This is a genomic window from Paracoccus angustae (assembly GCF_042648745.1).
In the GTDB taxonomy this organism is placed as follows: domain Bacteria; phylum Pseudomonadota; class Alphaproteobacteria; order Rhodobacterales; family Rhodobacteraceae; genus Paracoccus; species Paracoccus angustae.
The window spans coordinates 265971-288267 of the sequence record NZ_JBHRXY010000001.1; the positions used below are offsets into that span (position 1 = coordinate 265971).

19 protein-coding genes are annotated in these 22297 nt (G+C 66.7%); 13 read left to right on the plus strand and 6 right to left on the minus strand.

Annotated features, from left to right (window positions below; all coding sequences use genetic code 11):
• Positions 1-227: 227 nt before the first annotated feature.
• The 4 genes from ACFOM8_RS01290 to ACFOM8_RS01305 are packed head-to-tail and all read left to right on the plus strand — an operon-like array spanning position 228 to position 4727.
• The gene (locus ACFOM8_RS01290) at positions 228-869 is read left to right on the plus strand and encodes a glutathione S-transferase family protein (RefSeq protein WP_377758565.1); all 642 of its coding nucleotides are present in this window, start codon (positions 228-230) and stop codon (positions 867-869) included.
• The gene (locus ACFOM8_RS01295; protein WP_377758567.1) at positions 866-2077 is read left to right on the plus strand and encodes an acetyl-CoA C-acetyltransferase; all 1212 of its coding nucleotides are present in this window, start codon (positions 866-868) and stop codon (positions 2075-2077) included. The genes ACFOM8_RS01290 and ACFOM8_RS01295 overlap by 4 nt, the downstream gene beginning before the upstream one ends.
• Entirely contained in the window at positions 2077-2547 is a 471-nt protein-coding gene (locus ACFOM8_RS01300) for a cupin domain-containing protein (protein WP_377758569.1), read from the plus strand. Before ACFOM8_RS01295 ends, ACFOM8_RS01300 begins: the two co-directional genes overlap by 1 nt.
• Positions 2544-4727: a 3-hydroxyacyl-CoA dehydrogenase NAD-binding domain-containing protein gene (locus tag ACFOM8_RS01305; protein ID WP_377758571.1), complete on the plus strand. Its 2184-nt coding sequence runs from the start codon at positions 2544-2546 to the stop codon at positions 4725-4727. The genes ACFOM8_RS01300 and ACFOM8_RS01305 overlap by 4 nt, the downstream gene beginning before the upstream one ends.
• Positions 4728-4761: 34 nt before the next feature.
• Here the strand turns inward: ACFOM8_RS01305 and proB are convergent, their stop codons facing one another.
• Positions 4762-5874, minus strand: a complete 1113-nt coding sequence (proB, locus tag ACFOM8_RS01310; protein WP_377758573.1) for a glutamate 5-kinase — start codon at positions 5872-5874, stop codon at positions 4762-4764.
• Positions 5862-6893 (minus strand): GTPase ObgE, encoded by a 1032-nt coding sequence (gene obgE, locus ACFOM8_RS01315; RefSeq protein ID WP_377758574.1) that lies wholly within the window; start codon positions 6891-6893, stop codon positions 5862-5864. Before obgE ends, proB begins: the two co-directional genes overlap by 13 nt.
• 136 nt (positions 6894-7029) lie before the next feature.
• On the opposite strand from obgE, the gene ACFOM8_RS01320 reads away from it, so the two are divergent.
• The 5 genes from ACFOM8_RS01320 to ACFOM8_RS01340 all read left to right on the plus strand — a co-directional run bounded on the left by ACFOM8_RS01320 (position 7030) and on the right by ACFOM8_RS01340 (position 12743).
• A complete protein-coding gene (locus ACFOM8_RS01320) occupies positions 7030-7731 on the plus strand; it encodes an aquaporin (protein WP_377758576.1) in 702 nt (233 codons plus the stop codon).
• Between the two features lie 59 nt (positions 7732-7790).
• Positions 7791-9191 carry a protein adenylyltransferase SelO gene (locus ACFOM8_RS01325; RefSeq protein WP_377758578.1) on the plus strand — a complete coding sequence of 467 codons (1401 nt, stop codon included), beginning with the start codon at positions 7791-7793 and terminating at the stop codon, positions 9189-9191.
• Positions 9192-9281: 90 nt separating this feature from the next.
• On the plus strand, positions 9282-9968 hold the full coding sequence (locus tag ACFOM8_RS01330) for an endonuclease/exonuclease/phosphatase family protein (RefSeq protein ID WP_377758580.1): 687 nt from the start codon (positions 9282-9284) through the stop codon (positions 9966-9968).
• A 185-nt stretch (positions 9969-10153) separates the two neighbouring features.
• Complete coding sequence (eno, locus tag ACFOM8_RS01335; RefSeq protein ID WP_377758582.1) at positions 10154-11428, plus strand: phosphopyruvate hydratase; 1275 nt, start codon at positions 10154-10156, stop codon at positions 11426-11428.
• Between the two features lie 193 nt (positions 11429-11621).
• Positions 11622-12743, plus strand: coding sequence for a TRAP transporter substrate-binding protein (locus ACFOM8_RS01340; RefSeq protein WP_377759164.1), 1122 nt, complete (start codon positions 11622-11624; stop codon positions 12741-12743).
• Between the two features lie 99 nt (positions 12744-12842).
• Here the strand turns inward: ACFOM8_RS01340 and ACFOM8_RS01345 are convergent, their stop codons facing one another.
• The 4 genes from ACFOM8_RS01345 to selD form a co-directional block, all read right to left on the minus strand.
• Entirely contained in the window at positions 12843-15188 is a 2346-nt protein-coding gene (locus ACFOM8_RS01345) for a hypothetical protein (RefSeq protein WP_377758584.1), read from the minus strand.
• A 230-nt stretch (positions 15189-15418) separates the two neighbouring features.
• Positions 15419-17329 carry a TRAP transporter large permease gene (locus ACFOM8_RS01350; protein WP_377758586.1) on the minus strand — a complete coding sequence of 637 codons (1911 nt, stop codon included), beginning with the start codon at positions 17327-17329 and terminating at the stop codon, positions 15419-15421.
• On the minus strand, positions 17326-17970 hold the full coding sequence (locus ACFOM8_RS01355) for a TRAP transporter small permease subunit (RefSeq protein WP_377758587.1): 645 nt from the start codon (positions 17968-17970) through the stop codon (positions 17326-17328). The genes ACFOM8_RS01350 and ACFOM8_RS01355 overlap by 4 nt, the downstream gene beginning before the upstream one ends.
• Positions 17971-18094: 124 nt before the next feature.
• On the minus strand, positions 18095-19150 hold the full coding sequence (gene selD, locus ACFOM8_RS01360; RefSeq protein WP_377758589.1) for a selenide, water dikinase SelD: 1056 nt from the start codon (positions 19148-19150) through the stop codon (positions 18095-18097).
• 96 nt (positions 19151-19246) lie between these two features.
• On the opposite strand from selD, the gene hisF reads away from it, so the two are divergent.
• The 4 genes from hisF (at position 19247) to accC (ending at position 22295) form a co-directional block, all read left to right on the plus strand.
• Positions 19247-20008, plus strand: coding sequence for an imidazole glycerol phosphate synthase subunit HisF (gene hisF, locus ACFOM8_RS01365; RefSeq protein ID WP_377758591.1), 762 nt, complete (start codon positions 19247-19249; stop codon positions 20006-20008).
• Complete coding sequence (locus tag ACFOM8_RS01370) at positions 20005-20319, plus strand: phosphoribosyl-ATP diphosphatase (RefSeq protein WP_377758593.1); 315 nt, start codon at positions 20005-20007, stop codon at positions 20317-20319. Before hisF ends, ACFOM8_RS01370 begins: the two co-directional genes overlap by 4 nt.
• A gap of 109 nt (positions 20320-20428) precedes the next feature.
• Positions 20429-20941, plus strand: coding sequence for an acetyl-CoA carboxylase biotin carboxyl carrier protein (gene accB / locus ACFOM8_RS01375; RefSeq protein ID WP_377758595.1), 513 nt, complete (start codon positions 20429-20431; stop codon positions 20939-20941).
• Positions 20942-20948: 7 nt separating this feature from the next.
• Positions 20949-22295, plus strand: coding sequence for an acetyl-CoA carboxylase biotin carboxylase subunit (accC, locus tag ACFOM8_RS01380; protein WP_377758597.1), 1347 nt, complete (start codon positions 20949-20951; stop codon positions 22293-22295).
• Positions 22296-22297: the final 2 nt, after the last annotated feature.

The following is a 22297-nucleotide window of genomic DNA, read 5'->3' on the forward strand; positions in this document are numbered from 1 at the left end:
GCACAAGCAGGTGCGCCCCGGCCCCTCCGGCCTTCCGGCAGGTTCGGCATGTCTCAGCCAGGAACCGGGGCGGCTTCTCCTTTGGCGGTCATCGGCTCCCCAGCCTGTACCGCAGGGGCAGGATTAGCCCCGAAACTTTGAAAAAGGGTTAATCCGAACCCCTTCTTCTTTGTCGAAATACCCCGCGGGGGTCCGGGGGCGCGAAGCCCCCGGGGTGGAGGAACAGAATGACCGCGCAACTCTGGTGCTTTGGCGAATCCGGCAATGCCTACAAACCCGCGCTGACGATGGAACTTGCGGGCCATGACTGGACCCCGGTCTATGTCGATTTCTTCAATGGCGAGGCGCGCAGCCCTGCCTTTCGCGCGATCAACGCCATGGGCGAGGTGCCGGTCTTCCGCGAAGGCGGTCTGACCCTTACCCAATCCGCCGTGATCCAGTTGCACATCGCGGAACGCACCGGCAAGTTCCTGGGCCGCGACCGCAATGAAACCCTGCGCTGGCTGATGTTCGACAACCACAAGCTGTCGGGCCAGGCCGGACCCGCGCGGTTCCTGCTGAACTTCCTGCCCGCTGGAAAGCGCCCGGCGGGCGCGGCGGAATACCTGCAAGGCCGCCTGAAGGCCGCCTACAAGGTCCTGGACGATCACCTGTCCGCGCGCGACTGGATCGCCGACAGCGCCCCCACCATCGCCGACTTCGCCTGCTGCGGATACCTGTTCTACCCCGAGCCCTTCGGCTTCGACCGCAAGGACTGGCCCCATATCGACCGCTGGCTGGACGCGATCAGCGCCCTGCCCGGCTGGAAACACCCTTATGACCTGATGCCCGGCAATCCATCCGACCGGGCGCCGAAGGAGGACGCATGACCGACGCATTCATCTATGACGCCGCCCGCACGCCGCGCGGCAAGGGCCGCCCGGACGGCGGCCTGCACGAAGTCACCGCGCTGGCGCTGTCCGCCCGCCTGCTGAACGCGGTCAAGGAGCGCAACAACCTGGAAGGAAACGCGGTCGAGGACGTGATTTGGGGCAATGTCACCCAGGTCAAGGAACAGGGCGGCTGCCTGGCGCGGTCCGCGGTGCTGGCATCCGATCTGGACGAACGCATCCCGGGCCTGTCGATCAACCGCTTCTGCGCCAGCGGCATGGAGGCCGTGAATCTCGCCGCCAACCAGGTCAAGGCCGGTGCGGGCAACGGCTATATCGCCGGCGGGGTCGAGATGATGAGCCGCGTTCCCATGGGCAGCGACGGGGCCGCCATCGCCGTCGATCCCACGGTCGCGATGAACCATTATTTCGTCCCGCAGGGCATCAGCGCCGACATCATCGCCACCGAATACGGCTTTTCCCGCGAGGAAGCCGACAGGCTGGCCGTGGAAAGCCAGCGCCGCGCCGCGCAGGCGTGGGAGGAAAGGCGCTTCGCCCGCTCGATCGTGCCGGTCAGGGACCAGAACGGCCTGACCATTCTCGACCGCGACGAATACATGCGCCCCGGGACCACCATGGAGGATCTGGCCAAGCTGAAGCCCGCCTTCAAGGACATGGGCGAGGTGATGCCCGGCTTCGACAAGGTGGCGATGCTGAAATATCCGCATCTCGACCGCATCGACCACATCCACCACGCCGGCAACAGCAGCGGCATCGTGGACGGTGCCGCCGCCGTCCTGATCGGCAACGAGGAATTCGGCAAGGCCCACGGCCTGCGCCCCCGCGCCCGGATCCGCGCCACCGCCAAGATCGGCACCGATCCCACGATCATGCTGACCGGCCCGGTCCCCGTCACCGAAAAGATCCTGGCCGACAGCGGCATGTCCATCGGCGACATCGACCTGTTCGAGGTGAACGAGGCCTTTGCCGCCGTGGTTTTGCGCTTCATGCAGGCCTTCCAGGTCGATCCGGCCAAGGTCAACGTCAATGGCGGCGCGATGGCCCTTGGGCATCCGCTGGGCGCGACCGGCGCCATCATCATCGGCACGCTGCTGGACGAGCTGGAACGCCAGGACAAGGAAGTGGGCCTTGCGACGCTGTGCATCGCGTCCGGCATGGGCGCGGCCACCATCATCGAGCGCGTGTGATGGCGATCTTTCGCAAGGACGGCGTGCCTTTGACCGAGGGGGTTTCGCGCTATCCCGATCCCTGGAACCTTGGTCGCGGCTTCGTCACCTACCGTCACCTGACCGAGGCGGGCGGGCTGACCCAGTTCGGCATCGCGCTGGAAACGCTGCATCCCGGAAAGCAGTCCAGTCAGCAGCACTGGGAGGAGCACGAGGACGAGTTCCTCTACATGCTGGAAGGCGAGCTGACGGTGATCGAGGATGATCGCGAAACTGTGGTCCGTCCTGGAGATTGGTGCTGCTGGAAGGCAGGTGTTCCGGTTGCGCATGTGCTGAAGAACCACTCCGGCAAGCCTGCCACCTATCTGATCGCGGGAACCCGCGATCCCAGAAACGTCTGCCATTATCCGGGACTCGACATGCTGGCCACGGACGCCGGGTACACGCATCTTGACGGCACCCCCTACCCGACGAAGGGAGAAAACGAATGACCGACTTCACCATGCAGAAGGACGCCGACGGCGTCGCGATCATCACCTGGGACGTGCCCGGCAAGTCGATGAACGTGCTGTCGCTGGAGGGCGCGTCCGAGCTGAACAGCCTGATGGACGACGCCCTGGCGGACGCAGCCGTGAAGGGCATCGTCATCACCAGCGGCAAGAAGGATTTCGCCGCCGGCATGGACCTGAACGTCATTGCGGGCATGAAGGGGGGCGGCGCGCAGGCGGTGTTCGACGGGATCATGTCGCTGCACCATGTCCTGCGCAAGATCGAGCGCGCGGGCATGGACCCCAAGACGCTAAAGGGCGGCAAGCCCGTCGCCGCCGCCCTGCCCGGCACCGCGCTTGGCATCGGGCTGGAACTGCCGCTGGCCACGCACCGCATCTTTGCCGCCGACAACGCCCGCGCCAAGATCGGCCTGCCCGAGATCATGGTCGGCATCTTTCCCGGCGGCGGCGGCACGATCCGCCTGTCGCGCAAGCTGGGCGCCATGGCCGCCGCGCCCTTCCTGCTGGAAGGCAAGCTGTCGGACCCGAGAAAGGCCAAGGCCGCCGGGCTGATCGACGAGGTGGCGGAGGATCCGCTGGCCGCCGCCCGCGAATGGGTGCTGAACGCCTCTGACGCCGATCTGGTCAAGCCGTGGGACCAGAAGGGCTACAAGATGCCGGGGGGCGAGCCTTATCATCCGGCGGGCTTCATGACCTTTGTCGGCGCATCGGCCATGGTGAACGGCAGGACCATGGGCGTCTATCCGGCGGCCAAGGCGCTGCTGTCGGCGGTCTACGAGGGGGCGCAGGTGCCCTTCGACACCGCGCTGAAGATCGAGGCGCGGTGGTTCACCCATGTGCTGATGAACCCCAGCAGCACCGCGATGATCCGCAGCCTGTTCATCAACAAGGAGGCGCTGGAAAAGGGCGCCAACCGCCCCGAGGCGCCGGACCAGTCGGTCAGAAAGGTCGGCATCCTGGGCGCCGGGATGATGGGCGCGGGCATCGCCTATGTCAGCGCCATGGCGGGGATCCAGGTGGTGCTGATCGACGCGAAGCAGGAAAGCGCCGACAAGGGCAAGGGTTATTCCGAGGGCCTGCTGGACAAGGCCATCGGCCGCAAGAAATCGACGCCCGAGAAGAAGGCCGAGGTGCTGGCCCGCATCACCGCCACAACCGATTATGCCGCGCTGGAAGGCTGCGACCTGATCGTGGAAGCGGTGTTCGAGGACCCGCAGGTCAAGGCCGAGGTCACGAAAAAGGCCGAGGCCGTGATCCCGCCGGACGCGATCTTCGCCACCAACACCTCGACCCTGCCGATCAGCGACCTGGCCCGCGCCAGCACGCGGCCCGATCAGTTCATCGGCATTCATTTCTTCAGCCCCGTGGACAAGATGAACCTGGTCGAGATCATCAAGGGCCGCGAAACCGGTCCGCGCGCCGTCGCCAAGGCGCTGGATTTCGTGCGCCAGATCCGCAAGACGCCCATCGTCGTGAACGATGCGCGCTTCTTCTATGCCAACCGCTGCATCATCCCCTATATCAACGAAGGCATCCGCATGGTGGCCGAGGGGGTCAACCCCGTGCTGGTCGAAAACGCCGCCAAGCTGATGGGAATGCCGCTGGGGCCGCTGCAACTGGTGGACGAGACTTCCATCGACCTGGGCGTGAAGATCGCCAAGGCCACCCGCGCGGCCATGGGCGAGGCCTATCCCGACGGCGCGGTGGACGAGGTGCTGTTCTGGATGGCAGACGCTGGCCGCCTGGGCCGCAAGTCGAAGGCGGGCTTTTATGCCTATGGCGAGGACGGCAAGCGGCAGGGGCTGTGGGATGGGCTGGCAGCCCGCTATCCCCAGGCGGACGACCAGCCGGACCTGACCGCCGTGCAGCATCGGCTGATGTTCGCGCAAACGCTGGAAGCCGTGCGCGCCTTCGAGGATGGCGTGCTGGAAGACATCCGCGAGGGCGATGTCGGCGCGATCCTCGGCTGGGGATTTGCGCCCTGGACCGGCGGGCCTTTCGCCTGGCTGGACATGCTGGGGGCGGCCCGCGCGGTCGAAATCTGCGACCGGCTGACGGCCGACCACGGCGACCGCTTCTCGGCGCCCCGGCTGCTGCGCGAGATGGCGGACAGCGGGCGGGGCTTCTACGACCGTTACGGCAGCGGCAAGAAGGCAGCCTGATCCTGGCGCGCGCCCCGGCCGCGATGCCGGGGCGCTACAGCGCCATGTCGTCGCGGTGAACCAGGGCGGCGCGGCCGGTATAGCCCAGGATCGCCTCGATCTGGTCGGACCGGTTGCCCGCGATGCGCCGCGCCTCGTCGGCGGTATAGCGGGTCAGGCCGGTCGCCAGCGTCGCGCCCGAGGGGCCGGTGATCGCCACGGGGTCGCCCCGCCCGAAGTCGCCCACCACCGTGCGCACGCCCGCGGGCAACAGCGACTTTCCCCGGCGCAGGGCGTCCACCGCGCCCTTGTCCACCACAAGCGCGCCCTTGGGCTTCATGGCCGCGATCCAGCGCTTGCGGGCAAGCTGCGGGTCGCTTTCGGCCAGGAACCAGCTGCACCGCGCGCCATTCGCCACCGCCGACAAGGGCCGCAGCACCGATCCCTCGGCGATCGCCATGGCGCAGCCCCCGGCGATGGCGGTGCGCGCGGCCAACAGCTTGGTCTTCATGCCGCCCTTGGAAAGGCCGGACACCGGATCGCCGCCCATGGCCTCGATCTCGGGCGTCATGTGTTCGATCACCGGCAGATGGCGGGCGGTCGGGTCGGTCTTGGGATTGGCGGTGTAAAGCCCGTCCACGTCCGACAGCAGCAGCAACTGGTCGGCGCCGCAGGTCACGGCGATCTGCGCCGCCAGACGGTCGTTGTCGCCGAAGCGGATTTCGTCGGTCGCCACGGTGTCGTTCTCGTTGACGATGGGCACGACGCCCAGGGACAGCAGCGTCTGCATCGTCGCGCGGCTGTTCAGATAACGACGGCGGTCCGCGCTGTCCTCCAGCGTCAAGAGAACCTGCGCGGTGGTCACGCCATGCGGGGCCAGGGCCTCCTCATAGGCGCGCGCCAGCCGGATCTGACCCACGGCGGCGGCAGCCTGCGCCCGTTCCAGCGGCAGCGCGCCCCCGGGCAGGCCCAGCACCCGCCGCCCAAGCGCGATGGACCCCGAGGACACCAGCACCACGTCGCAGCCGCGCCCGCGCCAATCGGCCACGTCGTCGCACAAGGCCCGCAGCCATTCGCCCCGCAGGCCGTTTTCGTCCACCAGCAGCGCCGAGCCGACCTTGACCACCAGCCGCCGCGCCGCGGTCAGCGTCGGGCTTACGGCTGCCATGGCGCCTCGGGTTCGTTCTTCGCGGCGCGGCGGGTCGGCTCGATCTGCGTCCACAGCGCGCGCAGCACCTCGGTCACGCCCAGCTTGGCGACGCCCGACATCAGCAGGACCGGGCCCCCGATCTCGGCTTCCAGTTCGGCCCTGCGCTCGGCGATGGTGTCGTCGTCCAGAGCGTCGATCTTGTTCAGGGCCGTCACGCGGGGCTTCTGCATCAGCACCGGGGAATAGGCCTCAAGCTCGGTCAGGATGGTGCGGGCATCAGACGCCACGTCCTCGGACGTGCCGTCCACCAGATGCAGCAGCACGTTCGAGCGTTCGACATGGCCCAGGAACTGGTCGCCCAGGCCCCTGCCCTCGCTGGCGCCCTCGATCAGGCCGGGGATGTCGGCCATGACGAATTCATGGCCGTCGATGCCCACCACCCCCAGGTTCGGATGCAGCGTGGTGAAGGGGTAATCCGCGATCTTGGGCCGGGCGTTCGACACCGCCGCCAGGAAGGTCGATTTCCCGGCATTCGGCAGACCCACCAGCCCGGCATCCGCGATCAGCTTCAGCCGCAGCCAGATCGTGCGCTCCACCCCCGGCTGGCCCGGATTGGCGTTGCGGGGGCTGCGGTTGGTCGAGGTCTTGAAATGCAGGTTCCCCCACCCGCCGTTCCCGCCGCGCGCCAGCAGCACCCGCTGGCCCGGTTCGGTCAGGTCGGCGATAACGGTTTCCTCGTCCTCCTCAAGGATCTCGGTTCCAACGGGCACTTTCAGGACGACATCCTCGCCCGACTTGCCGGTCATCTGGCTGCCCATGCCGTGCTGGCCGGACTTGGCGAAGAAATGCTGCTGATAGCGAAAGTCGATCAGGGTGTTCAGCCCCTCGACCGCCTCGGCCCAGACATCGCCGCCATTGCCGCCGTCGCCGCCGTCGGGGCCGCCGTATTCGATGAACTTCTCGCGCCGGAAGGACACGCAGCCCGCGCCGCCGCCGCCCGAGCGGATATAGACTTTGGCGAGGTCGAGGAATTTCATGGGCCAAGCTCCTGGTTCAAGGGGATGCGATACGCCGACCGCATCCCCGGTTCAAGAGGCTTGCCATATGCCGGAACCAAGGCACAATCCGAACCGTGGGGTTCAGAAGAATCCTCGTCGTGTATGGAGAGTGATCATGTCCGGCAAGGCCATCGCCGAATTCATCGGCACCTTTATACTCGTGTTTTTCGGCGTCGGATCCGCCGTCCTGATGGGCGCGCAGATCGGCTTTCACGGCATCGCCATGGCCTTCGGCCTGTCCATCGTCGCGGCGGCCTATGGTCTGGGCGCGATCTCGGGGGCGCAACTGAATCCGGCGGTGTCGCTGGGCTTTCTGACCTCGGGGCGGATGGGCGGGGGCGATTTCGTCACCTATTGCATTGCGCAAATCCTGGGGGCGGCGGCGGCCGCGGCCGTTGTTCTGGTTATCGCCTCGGGCAAGGCGGATTATTCCGTCGCTCAGAACGGGTTGGGCCAGAACGGCTGGGGCATGGGTTACAACGGCGAATACACGCTGTTCGCCGCCCTGGTGTTCGAATTCGTGGCGACCTTCCTGTTCGTGACGGTGATCCTGGGCGCCACGCAGACCGACGCGCCCGCGGGCTTCGGCGGGCTGGCGATCGGGTTGACGCTGGCGGGCATCCACCTGGTCGGCATCGACGTGACGGGCGTGTCGGTGAACCCCGCGCGGTCCATCGGGCCCGCGGTCTTCGCGGGCGGTCAGGCGCTGTCGCAGTTGTGGCTGTTCATCCTGGCCCCGCTGGCCGGAGGAGCCCTGGCAGGCGCATTGCACGGCGCGGGCATCACCCGTTCGCCGCACGTCAAGCCGCGCGGCTGACGGCCAAGGTCTTTTTACACAAGCCTCCGGTTCCTAGATGAAAGGGACAGGAGGCCCCGATGATCCATTTCGACAACAGCTATGCCCGCCTGCCGCAGGGTTTCTTTGCCCGCGTGGCGCCCACGCCCGTGGCCGAACCCCGCCTGCTGGCGCTGAACGAGGGGCTGGCGCGCAGGCTGGGTCTGGACACGGGCTGGCTGTCCAGCCCCGAGGGCGTGGCGATGCTGGCGGGCAATGCGGTGCCGGAAGGGGCCGAACCCATCGCCCAGGCCTATGCGGGCCACCAGTTCGGCGGCTTCGTTCCCCAGCTGGGCGACGGCCGCGCGGTCCTGCTGGGCGAGATCAAGGCCCCCGACGGCGCGCGCTTCGACATCCAATTGAAGGGCAGCGGGCCGACGCCCTTTTCCCGGCGCGGCGACGGCCGGGCCTGGGTTGGTCCGGTGCTGCGCGAATACGTCGTCAGCGAATTCATGCACGCGATGGGCGTGCCGACCACCCGTGCCCTGGCGGCGGTCGCGACGGGCGAAACCGTGTGGCGCGAAACCGCCCTGCCCGGCGCGGTCCTGACCCGCGTCGCCGCCAGCCACATCCGGGTCGGCACCTTTCAGTATTTCGCGGTGCGGGGGCAGGACGACGCCTTGGCAGCCCTGACCGATCACGTCGTCGCCCGGCATTATCCGACGGCGAACGGCCCGCTGTCGCTGCTGGATCACGTTGTCGCCCGCCAGGCGGAAACCATCGCGCACTGGATGGCGCTCGGCTTTATTCACGGGGTGATGAACACCGACAACATGGCGGTGTCCGGCGAGACGATCGACTATGGCCCCTGCGCCTTCATGGACGCCTATCATCCCGACACGGTGTTTTCGTCGATCGACCGGGGCGGGCGCTATGCCTGGGCGCAGCAGCCGCAGATCGCGGTGTGGAACCTGGCCCAGCTTGCCACCTGCCTGATCCCCCTGATGGGCGAGCGCGAGGCCGCCATCGAGGCCGCGACGAAATCCGTCCACGCCTTTGCGCCGCTGTATCAGGCGGCATGGCGGCGGCGTTTCGGCGAAAAGCTGGGCCTGACCGAGGCCGCGGACGCGCAGCCCTTGGCCGAACGCCTGCTGAGCATGATGGCCCAGCAGCGCGCGGACTTCACGCGCGTCTTCGCGGGCCTGTCCGACGGCGCCGCGCAGGACGAGTTCACCGACCGCGAGGCCTTCGACGCCTGGGCCGCCGACTGGCGGGCGCGCGATCCCGACCCGGATCTGATGCGCCACGCGAACCCCGTCCGCGTCCCGCGCAACCACCGCATCGAGGAAGCGATCGCCGCAGCCGTGACGGGCGACCTCGCCCCCTTCCGGCGCCTGTTCGAGGCCGTGACGCATCCCCGCGACCGCCGGCCGGAATGGGACGACCTGGCGGCCGCCCCCTTGTCCGAGCAGATCGTCCATCAGACATTCTGCGGCACCTGATCCCATCGCGGGCAAGGCTGGGCCGGGCCGCGCGATCCCCTTGCGGCTGGCCTGCCCCCGGCTATCTTGCGACCAGCACCCAAGGGCGGCATGTCGTTGTTGAGACTGGCGAGTTACAATCTGCACAAATGCCGCGGGCTGACCGGCCCGCACGCGCCGGAACGCAATCTTGCCGTTATCGCCGCGCTGAAACCCGACATCATCGCCCTGCAAGAGGTCGATTTCCGCCTGGGCGCCCGCCCCGAGGCCCTGCCCCGCCGCCTGATCCGCGAGGCCACCGGTCTGGTTCCGGCCGACATGACGACAACGGGCGAAAACTCGCTGGGCTGGCACGGACAAACGATCCTGATGCGGCCGGATCTGGCGGAACAGGCCGTGCTGCGCCGCCTGCCCCTGCCGGGGCTGGAGCCGCGCGGCGCGGTGGTGCTGCGGCTGCCCCGGCTGACGGTGATCGGGGTGCATCTGGGGCTTGCCCGGTCGTCCCGCCGGGCGCAACTGGCGCGCATCACCGCGCAAGCGGCGCGCATCGCGGACGACAACATCGTCCTGATGGGCGACTTCAACGAATGGCATGACAGCCGAGGCCTGGAATCGCTGGCGGGCTTCCGCGTCATTGCACCGGGACCGTCCTATCCCGCGCCGATGCCGCGCCTGCGGTTCGACCGGATTGCCATCTCGCATCACCTCGACGTGCTGAGGCATGGCGTCTTCACCGGGGCGGATGCGCGGGACGCGTCCGACCACCTGCCCATCTGGGCCGAGATCGAACAGCCGTAAGCCGTTGCCGGGTGGCCGGCGCCTGGTTTCCTGCCCTGCGGCTTGCGCCTTCCGCATTCGGTCCGGGCATCCCGCCGCCGGACGGATGCCAACCGGACTGCGATCCGCCGCCCTGAAATTTGCGGCTTCCGGCCTGCCCCCGCGGCAGCTATGAAGGCCGCGACGCAAGCAACGGAGGGGCGTTCATGACCGCCATCATCGACATCTACGCGCGAGAGATCCTGGACAGCCGCGGCAACCCGACCGTCGAGGTCGACGTGACGCTGGAGGACGGCACCATGGGCCGGGCGGCCGTTCCCTCGGGGGCGTCCACGGGCGCGCACGAGGCGGTCGAAAAGCGCGACGGCGACAAGGCGCGCTATCTGGGCAAGGGCGTGCTGGAGGCCGTGGCCGCCGTGAACGGCGAGATCGCCGAGAACCTGATCGGCGAGGACGCGACCGAACAGCGCGCCATCGACGCCATGATGTGCGAACTGGACGGCACCCCCAACAAGGGCCGGCTGGGCGCAAACGCCATCCTGGGCGTTAGCCTTGCGGTGGCCAAGGCCGCGGCGGATGCCTGCCAGCAGCCGCTATACCGCTATGTCGGGGGAACGGCGGCGCGGATCCTGCCGGTGCCGATGATGAACATCATCAACGGCGGCGAACATGCCGACAACCCCATCGACATCCAGGAATTCATGATCATGCCGGTTTCCGCGGAAAACATCCGCGACGCCGTGCGCATGGGATCGGAAGTCTTCCACACGCTGAAGAAGGAGTTGTCTGCGGCGGGCCTGGCGACCGGCGTGGGCGACGAGGGCGGCTTTGCCCCGAACCTAAGCAGCACCCGCGACGCGCTGGACTTCATCCTGCGCGCGGTCGAGAAGGCGGGCTACAAGCCCGGCGACGACATCATGCTGGCGCTGGACTGCGCCTCCACTGAATACTTCAAGAACGGCAAGTACGAGATGAAGGGCGAGAACAAGTCGCTTTCCTCGGCCGAGAACGTGGACTACCTCGCCGCGCTCTGCGCCGACTATCCGATCCTGTCGATCGAGGACGGCTGCGCCGAGGACGACTGGGACGGCTGGAAGCTGCTGACCGACCGCCTGGGCGCATCGGTGCAGCTGGTGGGCGACGACCTGTTCGTGACCAACCCGCGCCGTCTGGCCGAGGGGATCGAAAAGGGCTGCGGCAACAGCCTGCTGGTCAAGGTCAACCAGATCGGCACCCTGTCGGAAACGCTGGACGCCGTGCGCCTGGCCGACTGCAACGGCTATACCAGCGTCATGTCCCACCGCTCGGGCGAGACCGAAGACGCCACCATCGCCGACCTGGCGGTCGCCACCAACTGCGGCCAGATCAAGACCGGCAGCCTGGCGCGGTCGGACCGGCTGGCCAAATACAACCAGCTGATCCGCATCGAGGAAATGCTGGGCGCCACCGCCGAATACGCGGGCAAAAGCATCCTGCGCTGACCGGCAGGCAAGCCAAGAACGGCGCCGCCCCCACGTCACCGCGGGGGCGGCTTCATTTTTTCCGGGCCTTCCATGCTCGCCACTCGACAGGCGGCAATCACCGGCTAAACTGCTGTCATTCGGGGCAAGGCCCCGTTGGGCAGCAATCGTGATTGCCCTGACCGGAGGAAAGTTCATGAAAGATTCCAAGACCCTGCACCGCAGGTCGTTTCTGACCAAGGCGTCGGTCGGCGGCGTCGCGGCCGCGGCCAGCGCCACCCTGGCGGCACCGGCCATCGCGCAGGAGGCGCCGACGATCAACTGGCGGTTGGCCTCGTCCTTCCCCAAATCGCTCGACACGATCTATGGCGGCGGCGAGGAGCTGTCGATGCGGCTGAAGGAAGCCTCCGACGGCAAGTTCAACATCCAGGTCTTTGCCGCGGGCGAGATCGTGCCGGGCCTTGACGCCATCAACGCCGCCGCCGACGGAACCGTCGAATCCGCCCATTCGGTGGGCTATTACAACTGGGGCAAGGATCCGGCCTTCGCCCCCGGCGCCGACCTGCCCTTCACCTTCAGCGCGCGCGCGAAGAACGCCTACAACTATCAGGGCGGCGGCATCGACCAGTACAACCAGTTCCTGGAAACCGTGGGCCTTGTCGGCTATCCCGGCGGCAACACCGGCGTGCAGATGGGCGGCTGGTTCCGCAAGGAAGTCAACACACTGGCCGACATGCAGGGCGTCAAGATGCGCATCTCGGGCCTTGCTGGCCGCGTTGTGGAAAAGCTGGGCGTGGTGCCCCAGCAGATCGCGGGCGGCGACATCTATCCGTCGCTGGAGAAGGGCACCATCGACGCCGCCGAATGGGTCGGCCCCTACGACGACAACAAGCTGGGTTTCCAGAAGGTCGCGCCCTACTACTATTACCCCGGTTTCTGGGAAGGCGGGCCGACCGTCAGCTTCTTCTTCAACAAGGGGAAATTCGACGAGCTGCCCGAAAGCTACAAGTCGCTGCTGCGCACCTGCTGCCAGGCGACCGACCTGAACATGCTGGCGAAATACGACTACAAGAACCCGACCGCGCTGAAGGAACTGGCCGCGTCGGGCGCGCAGTTGCGGACCTACAGCGAGGAAATCCTGACCGCCGCCTTTACGGCGGCGCACGAGGTTTACGCCGAGATCGCCGGCCAGAACGAGCATTTCAAGCGGCAATACGAGGCGCAGTTGCAGTTCCGCGACGACTGGTACCTGTACAACCAGACGGCGGAATACACCTTTGACACGTTCATGATGATCCAGCAGCGCAACGGCAAGCTGGCGCCGACACAAGGCTGACCGCCGGCGCGTCACGCCGAAAGGAAAAGGCCGGGCATTCCGCTGACACATTCCGGCCCTTAGGACACAGCCCGCTCCGTTTCCGGGGCGGGCTTCTTATCATCCTTCGAACCGGGTCCCGATCGGCGTGCCGTGGAGTATCCATGGCTTGTAGAGAACCCTGTGGAGATCCGGCGCCTTGCGGGGCGACGGCCTTCCGATCCGGTCTTGAAGGCCGAGGCGCATGGCGGGCGTTTGCTTGATCGACACCCGCTTTCTCTGCTTCGGGACGGTGATCCGATCCGACGAACCCGGCACGCGCTTGGCCACGGTTCCGGGTGCGACCGGCTCGGTGCTGTCGTTCTCGTTCAGTTCCGAGACATAGGAACGCGGGTCGAACCAGTTGTAGTAGATGCGATAGATATTGAGCACGGCGATCAACACCCGCGGATTGTAGGCGGCGCCGCTGACGAAGCTGGGGCCGTTCCGCGTCGATCTGCCGCCGGCACGCCCAGCGAGAGCGAGGCGTGTGCGCAGAGCGTTGAAAAAAGTGCTGGTGGGCTGGATGGTGGCGCGCAGGACACGGCACGCCAGGGCGGCGCGAAGCTCCGGGTCGGTCGGGCTGGCATCGTAGGCGAGGGGCCGCAGCCGCGAGCGATACCGCGGCGACAGGATCGGGAACCCGACGATCTTCTGCGTTTCGCCAGCGATCTCGGCGGGGGAAGCGATCCAAACCTGCGGGAAGGCACGCGACTCGAAGGTGGCGCCATGGGCAGGCCCGGTCGCCCCGCTTCGCGTGCTGGATGTCGCGGGCGTCCTCGCATGTTCGACAAACAGTTCGAGCATTTCCCAGTCGGAGATCTCCTGACCCGCATAGGACTGCTTGAACTGTTCGAGACTGCTGCGGAACACGCCGACGCGGTGCTGGACCTTCGGCTTCGTGGCCTCCTTGTCGAAGGCGATGGCAAGCCATTCGAAGCGGTCCGCAAGGATGTCGTCGCGAAAGATGTGCGGCACGGTCCGTGCGATAAGGGCTTCCTGTTCCGACACCAGGGTCATCTTGCCCTCGGGCAGCATCTCTTTCAGCAGGGCCAGATGGGCAGCCTTTGTGTAGGCATCACGCGTCATGATGCCGGTGAAGGTGTTTCGGCTGTCGCGCCGATGCTCGGAAAGCCCGAACCACCCTTCTCCTATAACTTCGGCAGCGTCGGCGAACCAGCGCGCGTCTGTTATGGCCTGCTGGACATCCGGCGGCAGCGTGGCCCCGCCGAAGGCGTCCTCGGTCTGCACCGCGAACAAGCGCAGGCTCGATTGGCAGGCTCCGAAGAACGCAGCCTCATCGAAACGGCCCGTGGGGCGTTGGTAGTGCAGAAGCGGAGCAACGAAGTTTTGTGTCGCGTTCCGATACTGACCGTGCAGGTTCTTCGGATTCCGGTTGGCATCAAGGTAGGCGGCCTTGAACATCTCGACCGGATCGACGCGGGGATCGAAATCCACATCGAGGCGGAATACATACCCGCTCCGGATGTCGGTCGAGGCCGTGCAGTTCAGGGCGGTGATGCGGCGATCCGCGGAGGTTTCCCAGTTGATCCCCAGCACGATGTCGTCGTGCGCGATACGCGTATGGCGGAACAGCCCTCTGCCCTCCAGTTCCTTGCGCCAATTCCCGATCTGGGCACGCTCGAACGCGAGAAGCGTCCGCTCGAGCCAGAAGATCCGGTCATAGATCCGGGACATGCCGGCGCGCTCGCCGGTTCTGGGGCAGGTCAGAACCCGCTGAATGGCGTTGATCGACGCCCCGTTCACCAGCATCTTCAAAATCTTGATGTTGTCTTCCCGATCGCGCTGATCCTGGTGGTCCTTCGCGACGGTGAAGCGCGCGCCCTTTTGGCCCTTGCAAGGTTTGTGGATCACGCGGACCCCCAATGGGCGCTTCGTTCTCGGATCCTTTCCGTTGGCGCCGTTCAGGGCGAATTCCTCTGGTGCGTCGAGATATCGTCTTCCACACGCTCCGCATCTCGGACCGTCGAGGACGCCGTCGTGATCCCTCAGCCTTTCGACTTCATCCAGGAAGTGCTGGTTCGAAAGCAGGGAAAAACCGACCTTGCACGCCGAGGCGTCCTGCTGATGGCGACACACCAATCGGCGGCCATCGCTCCATACCGCCGGAGCGTTATGGAAGTTGAGGACCTTCGAGATGCGCTCCTCGTCCTTCACGGAACTTATCGTGTAGAAGCCGAGACCTGCCGCAATTCTCGGGTCTTTTCGTCCGGCCGCTTGGCGCCGGGCGATTGCGCCCCTACCTACGAATTGGTCGAACACCGGGTCGGGGGAAACGCCGTAGTTGCCGCAGTCGGGATCGCCGCAGGTATTGAGGTTGATTTCCTTTCGTTGTTCGGGATAAAGTTGGGAAACGGTGAGCTTCGGCAGAGTCGTGACTTGCAAGTTGCCTCGCGTCTTGATCATTGCGTCGCTCCGTAGATTGGCCATCATCGCCTGCTGCGAAGCGCAATAATCCAAAATCCCCTATAAAGTGTTTCCAGGCGCAGCTGCGCGCGCCCTCAACCGCGCGATGTGTCAGAGCGGCGGCTGAAATCTTGCAGAAGAACAATGGCCTGCCGGATGGTATCCGACAGGCCAACTGCTGCGTGTCCTAAAAGCCGGAATGTGTCAGCATTCCGCCCGGCCTTTTTTCGTCAGTTGCCGCCGCCCAGGCCGGGCGGCGGACCGCCAAGCCCAAGTCCGCCCTGCGCCGGCGCAGGCTGGGGCGCGGTCGCCCCATCTGCCGGTGCCGGGGCCGGCAAGGGCGTCGCGGGCGCCGGTGCGGCAGGCGCCCCCAGACCCGGAGGCGTGCCGCCCAAGCCGCCCGCGGGCGCAGGCGCGCCCCCGCCGGCCGGGGCCTGCTGTCCGAAGGGCGACCCGCCCAATCCGCCGCCCAGTCCGCCGCCCAATCCGCCGCCAAGCCCGCCGCCCAGACTGCCGAACCCGCCCGTATCGCCCGCCGGGATCTCCAGCCGGACATTGGACGTGTCCACCGGCGCGCCCTTGTAGTGCATGACCAGCCCCGGAAAGGCGATCACCACGCCGATCATGATCAGCTGGATGCAGACGAACGGCACCGCGCCCCAATAGATCTGGCTGCTTTTCACCGGGGCCATGCGCTTTTTCGTGACCTTGTCGATGTAGTCGGCCTTGGGTGCGACCGACCGCAGATAGAACAGGGCGAAGCCGAAAGGCGGGTGCATGAAGGCGGTCTGCATGTTCACGCCCAGGATCACGCCGAACCAGATCAGGTCGATTCCCAGGGCCTCGGCCGCAGGGGCCAGCAAGGGCACGATGATAAAGGCCAGCTCGAAGAAATCCAGGAAGAAGGCCAGAAAGAACACCAGGATCGAAACGACGATCAGGAAGCCGTATTCGCCCCCCGGCAGCGAGGTCAGCAGGTGTTCGACCCACAGATGCCCGTTCACGCCATAGAAGGTCAGCGAGAAGACCCGCGCGCCGATCAGGATGAACATCACGAAGGCCGACAGCCGCGTGGTGGCGTAAAGCGCCTGGCGGATCACGTCCATGCTCAGCCGGCGCTTGATGCCCGCCATGACCAGGGCGCCCACGGCCCCCATGGCGCCGCCCTCGGTCGGCGTCGCGATGCCCAGGAAGATCGTGCCCAGCACCAGGAAGATCAGCGCAAGCGGCGGGATCAGCACGATGATGACCTGCTGCGCCAGCCGCGACATCATGTTGATGCCGCCCGCCTTGTCGATCAGGGCCACGACATAGATCACCGCCACCGCGACCACCAGGCCCCAGATCGGCGCATCGGCTGCATGCTCCGGCCCGAGCCAGCGCGTGGTCAGCCAGAAGATCCCCGCCGCGACCGCCAGGGCCACGATCAGCGAGGTCACGCCGGAACCCAGCGTCCGCGCCGCTTTCGGCAGGGCGGGCAGGTACTGCGGGCGGATGATCGACACCGCGAAGATGTAGGACATGTAGATCCCGGTCAGCACCAGCCCGGGGATCAGCGCGCCCTTGTACATGTCGCCCACCGACCGGCCCAGCTGGTCGGCCAGCACGATCAGCACCAGCGAGGGCGGGATGATCTGCGCCAGCGTCCCCGACGCCGCGATGGTGCCCGCCGCGATCCGCCGGTCATAGCCGTATCGCAGCATGATCGGCAGCGAGATCAGGCCCATGGCGATCACCGACGCCGCGACGACGCCCGTGGTGGCGGCCAGCAGCGCCCCCACGATGATCACCGCATAGGCAAGGCCGCCGCGGATGGGGCCGAACAGCTGGCCGATCGTGTCCAGCAGATCCTCGGCCATGCCGGATTTTTCCAGCACGATGCCCATGAAGGTGAAGAAGGGGATGGCCAGCAATGTCTCGTTGGCGACGACCCCTCCGAAGAAGCGGTCGGGCAGCGCGCCGAGCAAGGGCCAGCTGAGGTTGATCGACCCGCCCGACAGCGGCGCAAGTTCCACCCCGATGACGAAGAACAGCAGGCCGTTGGCGGCCAGCGCGAAGGCGACCGGATAGCCCAGCAGCAGAAACACGATCAGCGAAACGAACATGATCGGCGCCATGTTCTGCGCGATAAGTTCCATCATTTGCGGATGTCCTCGCGCGACTTGTCCACCGGCAGATCGGTCATCGGATGGTCGGGATCGGCGAAGCCCGCCTGTTGCAGCAGTTCCTCGTCCAGGTCCAGGGGCGCATGATGGCCCATGGGGGCGTTGAAGTCGGGAATGAGGCCCCGCATGACGGCGATCTTCTTGATGATTTCCGAAATTCCCTGAAAGAACAGCAGCACGAAGCCCGTGAACAGCAGCGCCTTGGCGGGCCACAGCATCAGCCCGCCCGCGTTCATCGACATCTCGCCCGTGCGGTACGACCGGGCGAGCCAGGGCCAGCACAGCCACAGGGTCAGCAGGACGAAGGGCATCAGAAAGAAGATATGGCCCAGAAGCTCGATCCAGTGCTGGACGCGGCGCGACCAGGCGGCGAAGATGATGTCGATGCGGATATGTTCGTTTTCCAGCAGCGTGTAGGCGGCCGCCAGCAGAAAGGCCGCGCCGTAAAGATACCACTGCAATTCAAGCCAGGCGTTGGACGAGATGCTGAAGGCCTTGCGGATGATGGCGTTGATGGCGCTGACGAAGATGGCAAGCAGGATCAGCCATGACACGTTTCGGCCGATCACGGTATTGATGCGGTCAATGCCGCGCGACAGGGCCAAAAGGCCACTCATTGGAAACCCCTCCTCCGGTCGGCCTTTGTTGTCCCGGCCAGTTCCTTGGTAAGCCGGGTATGCGCGAAGGCCGAAAACCGGTCAAGATTTTCCACGCCCTGGCCGTTACGTCAGCCTTGGGCCGTCAGGAGATGACGATTTCCCCCGCTCCTTCGGCCGCCCGCCCGATCACCGCCGCCTCGGCAAAGCCGTGGTCGCGGAAGATCGCCAGGGCAGCCTCGGCCTGGTCCTCGACGCAGGCGACCAGCAGCCCGCCGCTGGTCTGGGGATCGGTCAGAAGCGCGCGGTCGGTTTCGGCAAAGCCCCCCGGCAGCGCGACCTCGGCCCCGTAGCTGGCCCAGTTGCGGCCCGAGGCGCCGGTGGCAAAGCCCTGCGCCGCCAGATCGCGCACCCCGCTCAGCAGCGGCACCGACTGCCAGTCCAAGCGCAGATCGCATCCCGACCCCCGCGCCATTTCCAGGGCGTGGCCCGCCAGGCCGAAGCCCGTCACGTCGGTCATGGCGTGAACCCCCGGCAGCCGCGCCAGATCCGGGCCGGGCGTGTTCAGCTTGGTCGTGGCCGCGATCATCGCGGCGTAACCATCCGGGGACAGCGCGCCCTTTTTCAGCGCCGCCGACATCACGCCCACGCCCAGCGGCTTGCCCAGGATCAGCACGTCGCCCGGACGCGCCCCCGAATTGCGCTTCACATGCGCCGGATCGACCAGACCCAGGGCCACCAGGCCATAGATCGCCTCGACCGAATCGATGGTGTGGCCGCCGCCGATGGGGATCCCCGCCTCGCGGCAGGCCATCGCGCCGCCTTCCAGGATCCGGGCGATGGTTTCGCCCGACAGCGTGTTGATCGGCATCCCCACCAGCGACAGCGCCATGATCGGCGTGCCGCCCATGGCGTAAACGTCGCTGATCGCGTTTGTCGCCGCGATGCGCCCGAAATCCAGCGGATCATCCACGATGGGCATGAAGAAATCCGTGGTCGCCACCAGCGCCTGCCGGTCGTTCAGCCGGTAGACGGCGGCGTCGTCCGCCGTCTCGATCCCCACCAGCAGCGCATCCGGCACCGGCAGCATCGCGGTGCCGCGCAGAAGGCCCGTCAGCACCCCCGGCGCGATTTTGCAGCCGCAGCCGCCGCCGTGGGACAGCGAGGTCAGGCGGGGTTCGGTCTTGTGCCGGTCGTCCATGGGGCCTCCGTTCGGTTGGCGGCACGGTATCACCCCCAAATCGCATCTTCAACGGAACGCCATTTGCGCATAGGACGGCCCTGCAAGGAGAAGCCCATGCTCAAGACCCGCATCATTCCCTGCCTGGACGTGGCCGACGGCCGCGTCGTCAAGGGCGTCAACTTCGTGGACCTGATCGACGCGGGCGACCCCGTGCAGGCGGCCAAGGCCTATGACGCCGCCGGCGCGGACGAGATCTGCTTCCTGGACATCCACGCCACGCATGAAAACCGGGGCACCATGTTCGATCTGGTGACGCGCACCGCCGAACAATGCTTCGTGCCGCTGACCGTCGGCGGCGGCGTCAGGACGCATGACGATGTGCGGGCGCTGCTGCTTGCGGGGGCCGACAAGGTCAGCTTCAACTCTGCCGCCGTCGCCGATCCCGATGTCGTGGCCCATGCCGCCGACCGCTTCGGCAGCCAGTGCATCGTTGTGGCCATCGACGCCAAGTCGGTCGCGGACGGCCGGTGGGAAATCTTCACCCATGGCGGCCGCAAGCCCACCGGCATCGACGCCGTGGACTTCGCCCGCACGGTCGAGGCCAAGGGCGCGGGCGAGATCCTGCTGACCTCCATGGACCGCGACGGCACGCGGGCGGGCTTCAACATCCCCCTGACCCGCGCCATCGCGGACGCGGTGAACATTCCCGTGATCGCCTCGGGCGGGGTGGGGACGCTGGACCACCTGGTCGAGGGCGTGACGGAAGGCCACGCAAGCGCCGTCCTGGCCGCCTCGATCTTCCACTTCGGCACCTTCACCATCGCCCAGGCCAAGGCCCACATGGCCGCCGCCGGCATCCCGATGAGGCTGTCATGAGCGCCCTTCACGACCTGGCCGCCACTATCGCCGCCCGCGAGGGCGCCGATCCCGACAGCAGCTGGACGGCCAAGCTGCTGGCGAAAGGGCCCGAGAAATGCGCCGAAAAGTTCGGCGAGGAAGCCGTCGAGGCGATCATCGAGGCCGTCAAGGGCGACCGCGCCCGCCTGACGGCGGAAGCCGCAGACGTGATCTTTCACCTGCTGGTCATGCTGGCCGCCCGCGGCGTGACCCTGGCCGATGTGGAACAGGAACTGGAACGCCGCGCGGGCATCTCGGGATTGGCGGAAAAGGCGGCACGGCCGTCTTGATCGGACCAGCCCGTCTCACACCCTTTCCCTTGGCGGGGCTTGGGGTCTATAAGCGGGCAAATTGCCGGACCCCGGGGTCGCGGCATCATAAACATTGGCAGAGGACCGCATGAGCAACGATTCCCAGAACGGCAAGCATCACGAAGGCGACGTGGCTTTCATCCAGTCGCTGGCGGAACTGCTGAATGCAAGCGACCTGTCGGAACTGTCGGTGAAACGCGAATATGGCGAACACGACCGCCTGACCGTCAGCCTGTCCAAGCACGGCAAGCCGGTCGCCTTCGCCGCACCCGCCCCTGCCCCCGCCGCCGCGGCAGCCGCCCCTTCGGCCGCGCCTGCCGCCGCCGCCGCGCAGCTTCCCGCCGTTTCCGAGGATCCGGCCAGCCTGCCCGGCGCCGTGACATCGCCCATGGTGGGAACCGCCTATCTGTCGGCCGAACCCGGCGCCGCGCCCTTTGTCCAGATCGGCCAGGCCGTTGCCGAAGGCGACACGCTGCTGATCGTCGAGGCGATGAAGACCATGAACCACATCCCCTCGCCCCGCGCCGGCACCGTCAAGCGCATCCTGATCGACGACGGCATTCCGGTCGAATTCGGCACCCCCCTGATGGTTGTCGAGTGAGGCGCGGATGTTCGACAAGATCCTGATCGCCAACCGCGGCGAGATTGCCCTGCGCGTGATTCGCGCCTGCCGCGAGATGGGCATCGCCTCGGTCGCGGTTCATTCCACCGCCGACGCCGACGCGATGCATGTCCGCATGGCCGACGAATCCGTCTGCATCGGCCCCGCGCCGTCCTCGGCCAGCTACCTGTCCATGCCCGCCATCATTTCCGCCTGCGAGATCACGGGCGCGCAGGCGATCCATCCCGGTTACGGCTTTCTGTCGGAAAACGCCGCCTTTGTGCAGATGGTGGAAGACCACGGCATCACCTTTATCGGCCCGCGCGCGGAACATATCCGCATCATGGGCGACAAGATCACCGCCAAGGACACGATGAAGGCGCTTGGCGTGCCCTGCGTTCCGGGCAGCGAGGGCGGCGTCAACGACGTGGACCAGGCGCGCAAGGTGGCGGCGGCCATCGGCTATCCGGTCATCATCAAGGCCACGGCGGGCGGCGGCGGGCGCGGCATGAAGGTCGCCCAGGATGAAGCAAGCCTGGAGGTCGCCTTCCGCACCGCCCGGGCCGAGGCCAAGGCCGCCTTCGGCAACCCCGACGTTTATATCGAAAAATACCTCCAAAGGCCGCGCCACATCGAGATTCAGGTTTTCGGCGACGGCAAGGGCCGTGCCGTCCACCTGGGCGAGCGCGACTGTTCCCTGCAACGCCGTCACCAGAAAGTGCTGGAGGAAGCACCCGGCCCCGTCATCACCGCCGAGGAACGCGCCCATATCGGCAAGGTCTGCGCCGATGCCGTGGCCCGGATCGGCTATGCCGGGGCGGGCACCATCGAGTTCCTGTACGAGGACGGCGAGTTCTACTTCATCGAGATGAACACCCGCCTTCAGGTCGAGCATCCCGTGACCGAGGCGATCTTCGGCGTGGACCTCGTCCGCCAGCAGATCCTCGTGGCCTCGGGCGCCGCCATGGAATTCCGGCAGGAAGACCTGTCGATCCGCGGCCATTCCATCGAGGTTCGAATCAACGCCGAAAAGGTGCCGGGCTTCTCGCCCTGTCCGGGCCGGATCACGCAATACCATGCTCCGGGCGGCCTTGGCGTGCGCATCGACAGCGCGCTTTATGACGGCTATTCGATCCCGCCCTATTACGACAGCCTGATCGGCAAGCTGATCGTGCACGGCCGCGACCGGGCCGAGGCCCTGGCCCGGCTGGACCGCGCCCTGGGAGAGCTGATCGTGGACGGCATCGACACCACCGTCCCGCTGTTCACCGCGCTGCTCAAGGAACCCGACATCCTTGCCGGAAACTACTCGATCCACTGGCTGGAACGCTGGCTGGATCAGAAATTCGGCTGACC

Coding starts and splice junctions, on each gene's coding strand:
- ACFOM8_RS01290 (WP_377758565.1), top strand. CDS start 228: ATGACCGCGCAACTCTGGTGCTTTGGCGAATCCGGCAATGCCTACAAA.
- ACFOM8_RS01295 (WP_377758567.1), top strand. CDS start 866: ATGACCGACGCATTCATCTATGACGCCGCCCGCACGCCGCGCGGCAAG.
- ACFOM8_RS01300 (WP_377758569.1), top strand. CDS start 2,077: ATGGCGATCTTTCGCAAGGACGGCGTGCCTTTGACCGAGGGGGTTTCG.
- ACFOM8_RS01305 (WP_377758571.1), top strand. CDS start 2,544: ATGACCGACTTCACCATGCAGAAGGACGCCGACGGCGTCGCGATCATC.
- proB (WP_377758573.1), bottom strand. CDS start 5,874: ATGGCAGCCGTAAGCCCGACGCTGACCGCGGCGCGGCGGCTGGTGGTC.
- obgE (WP_377758574.1), bottom strand. CDS start 6,893: ATGAAATTCCTCGACCTCGCCAAAGTCTATATCCGCTCGGGCGGCGGC.
- ACFOM8_RS01320 (WP_377758576.1), top strand. CDS start 7,030: ATGTCCGGCAAGGCCATCGCCGAATTCATCGGCACCTTTATACTCGTG.
- ACFOM8_RS01325 (WP_377758578.1), top strand. CDS start 7,791: ATGATCCATTTCGACAACAGCTATGCCCGCCTGCCGCAGGGTTTCTTT.
- ACFOM8_RS01330 (WP_377758580.1), top strand. CDS start 9,282: ATGTCGTTGTTGAGACTGGCGAGTTACAATCTGCACAAATGCCGCGGG.
- eno (WP_377758582.1), top strand. CDS start 10,154: ATGACCGCCATCATCGACATCTACGCGCGAGAGATCCTGGACAGCCGC.
- ACFOM8_RS01345 (WP_377758584.1), bottom strand. CDS start 15,188: ATGATCAAGACGCGAGGCAACTTGCAAGTCACGACTCTGCCGAAGCTC.
- ACFOM8_RS01350 (WP_377758586.1), bottom strand. CDS start 17,329: ATGATGGAACTTATCGCGCAGAACATGGCGCCGATCATGTTCGTTTCG.
- ACFOM8_RS01355 (WP_377758587.1), bottom strand. CDS start 17,970: ATGAGTGGCCTTTTGGCCCTGTCGCGCGGCATTGACCGCATCAATACC.
- selD (WP_377758589.1), bottom strand. CDS start 19,150: ATGGACGACCGGCACAAGACCGAACCCCGCCTGACCTCGCTGTCCCAC.
- hisF (WP_377758591.1), top strand. CDS start 19,247: ATGCTCAAGACCCGCATCATTCCCTGCCTGGACGTGGCCGACGGCCGC.
- ACFOM8_RS01370 (WP_377758593.1), top strand. CDS start 20,005: ATGAGCGCCCTTCACGACCTGGCCGCCACTATCGCCGCCCGCGAGGGC.
- accB (WP_377758595.1), top strand. CDS start 20,429: ATGAGCAACGATTCCCAGAACGGCAAGCATCACGAAGGCGACGTGGCT.
- accC (WP_377758597.1), top strand. CDS start 20,949: ATGTTCGACAAGATCCTGATCGCCAACCGCGGCGAGATTGCCCTGCGC.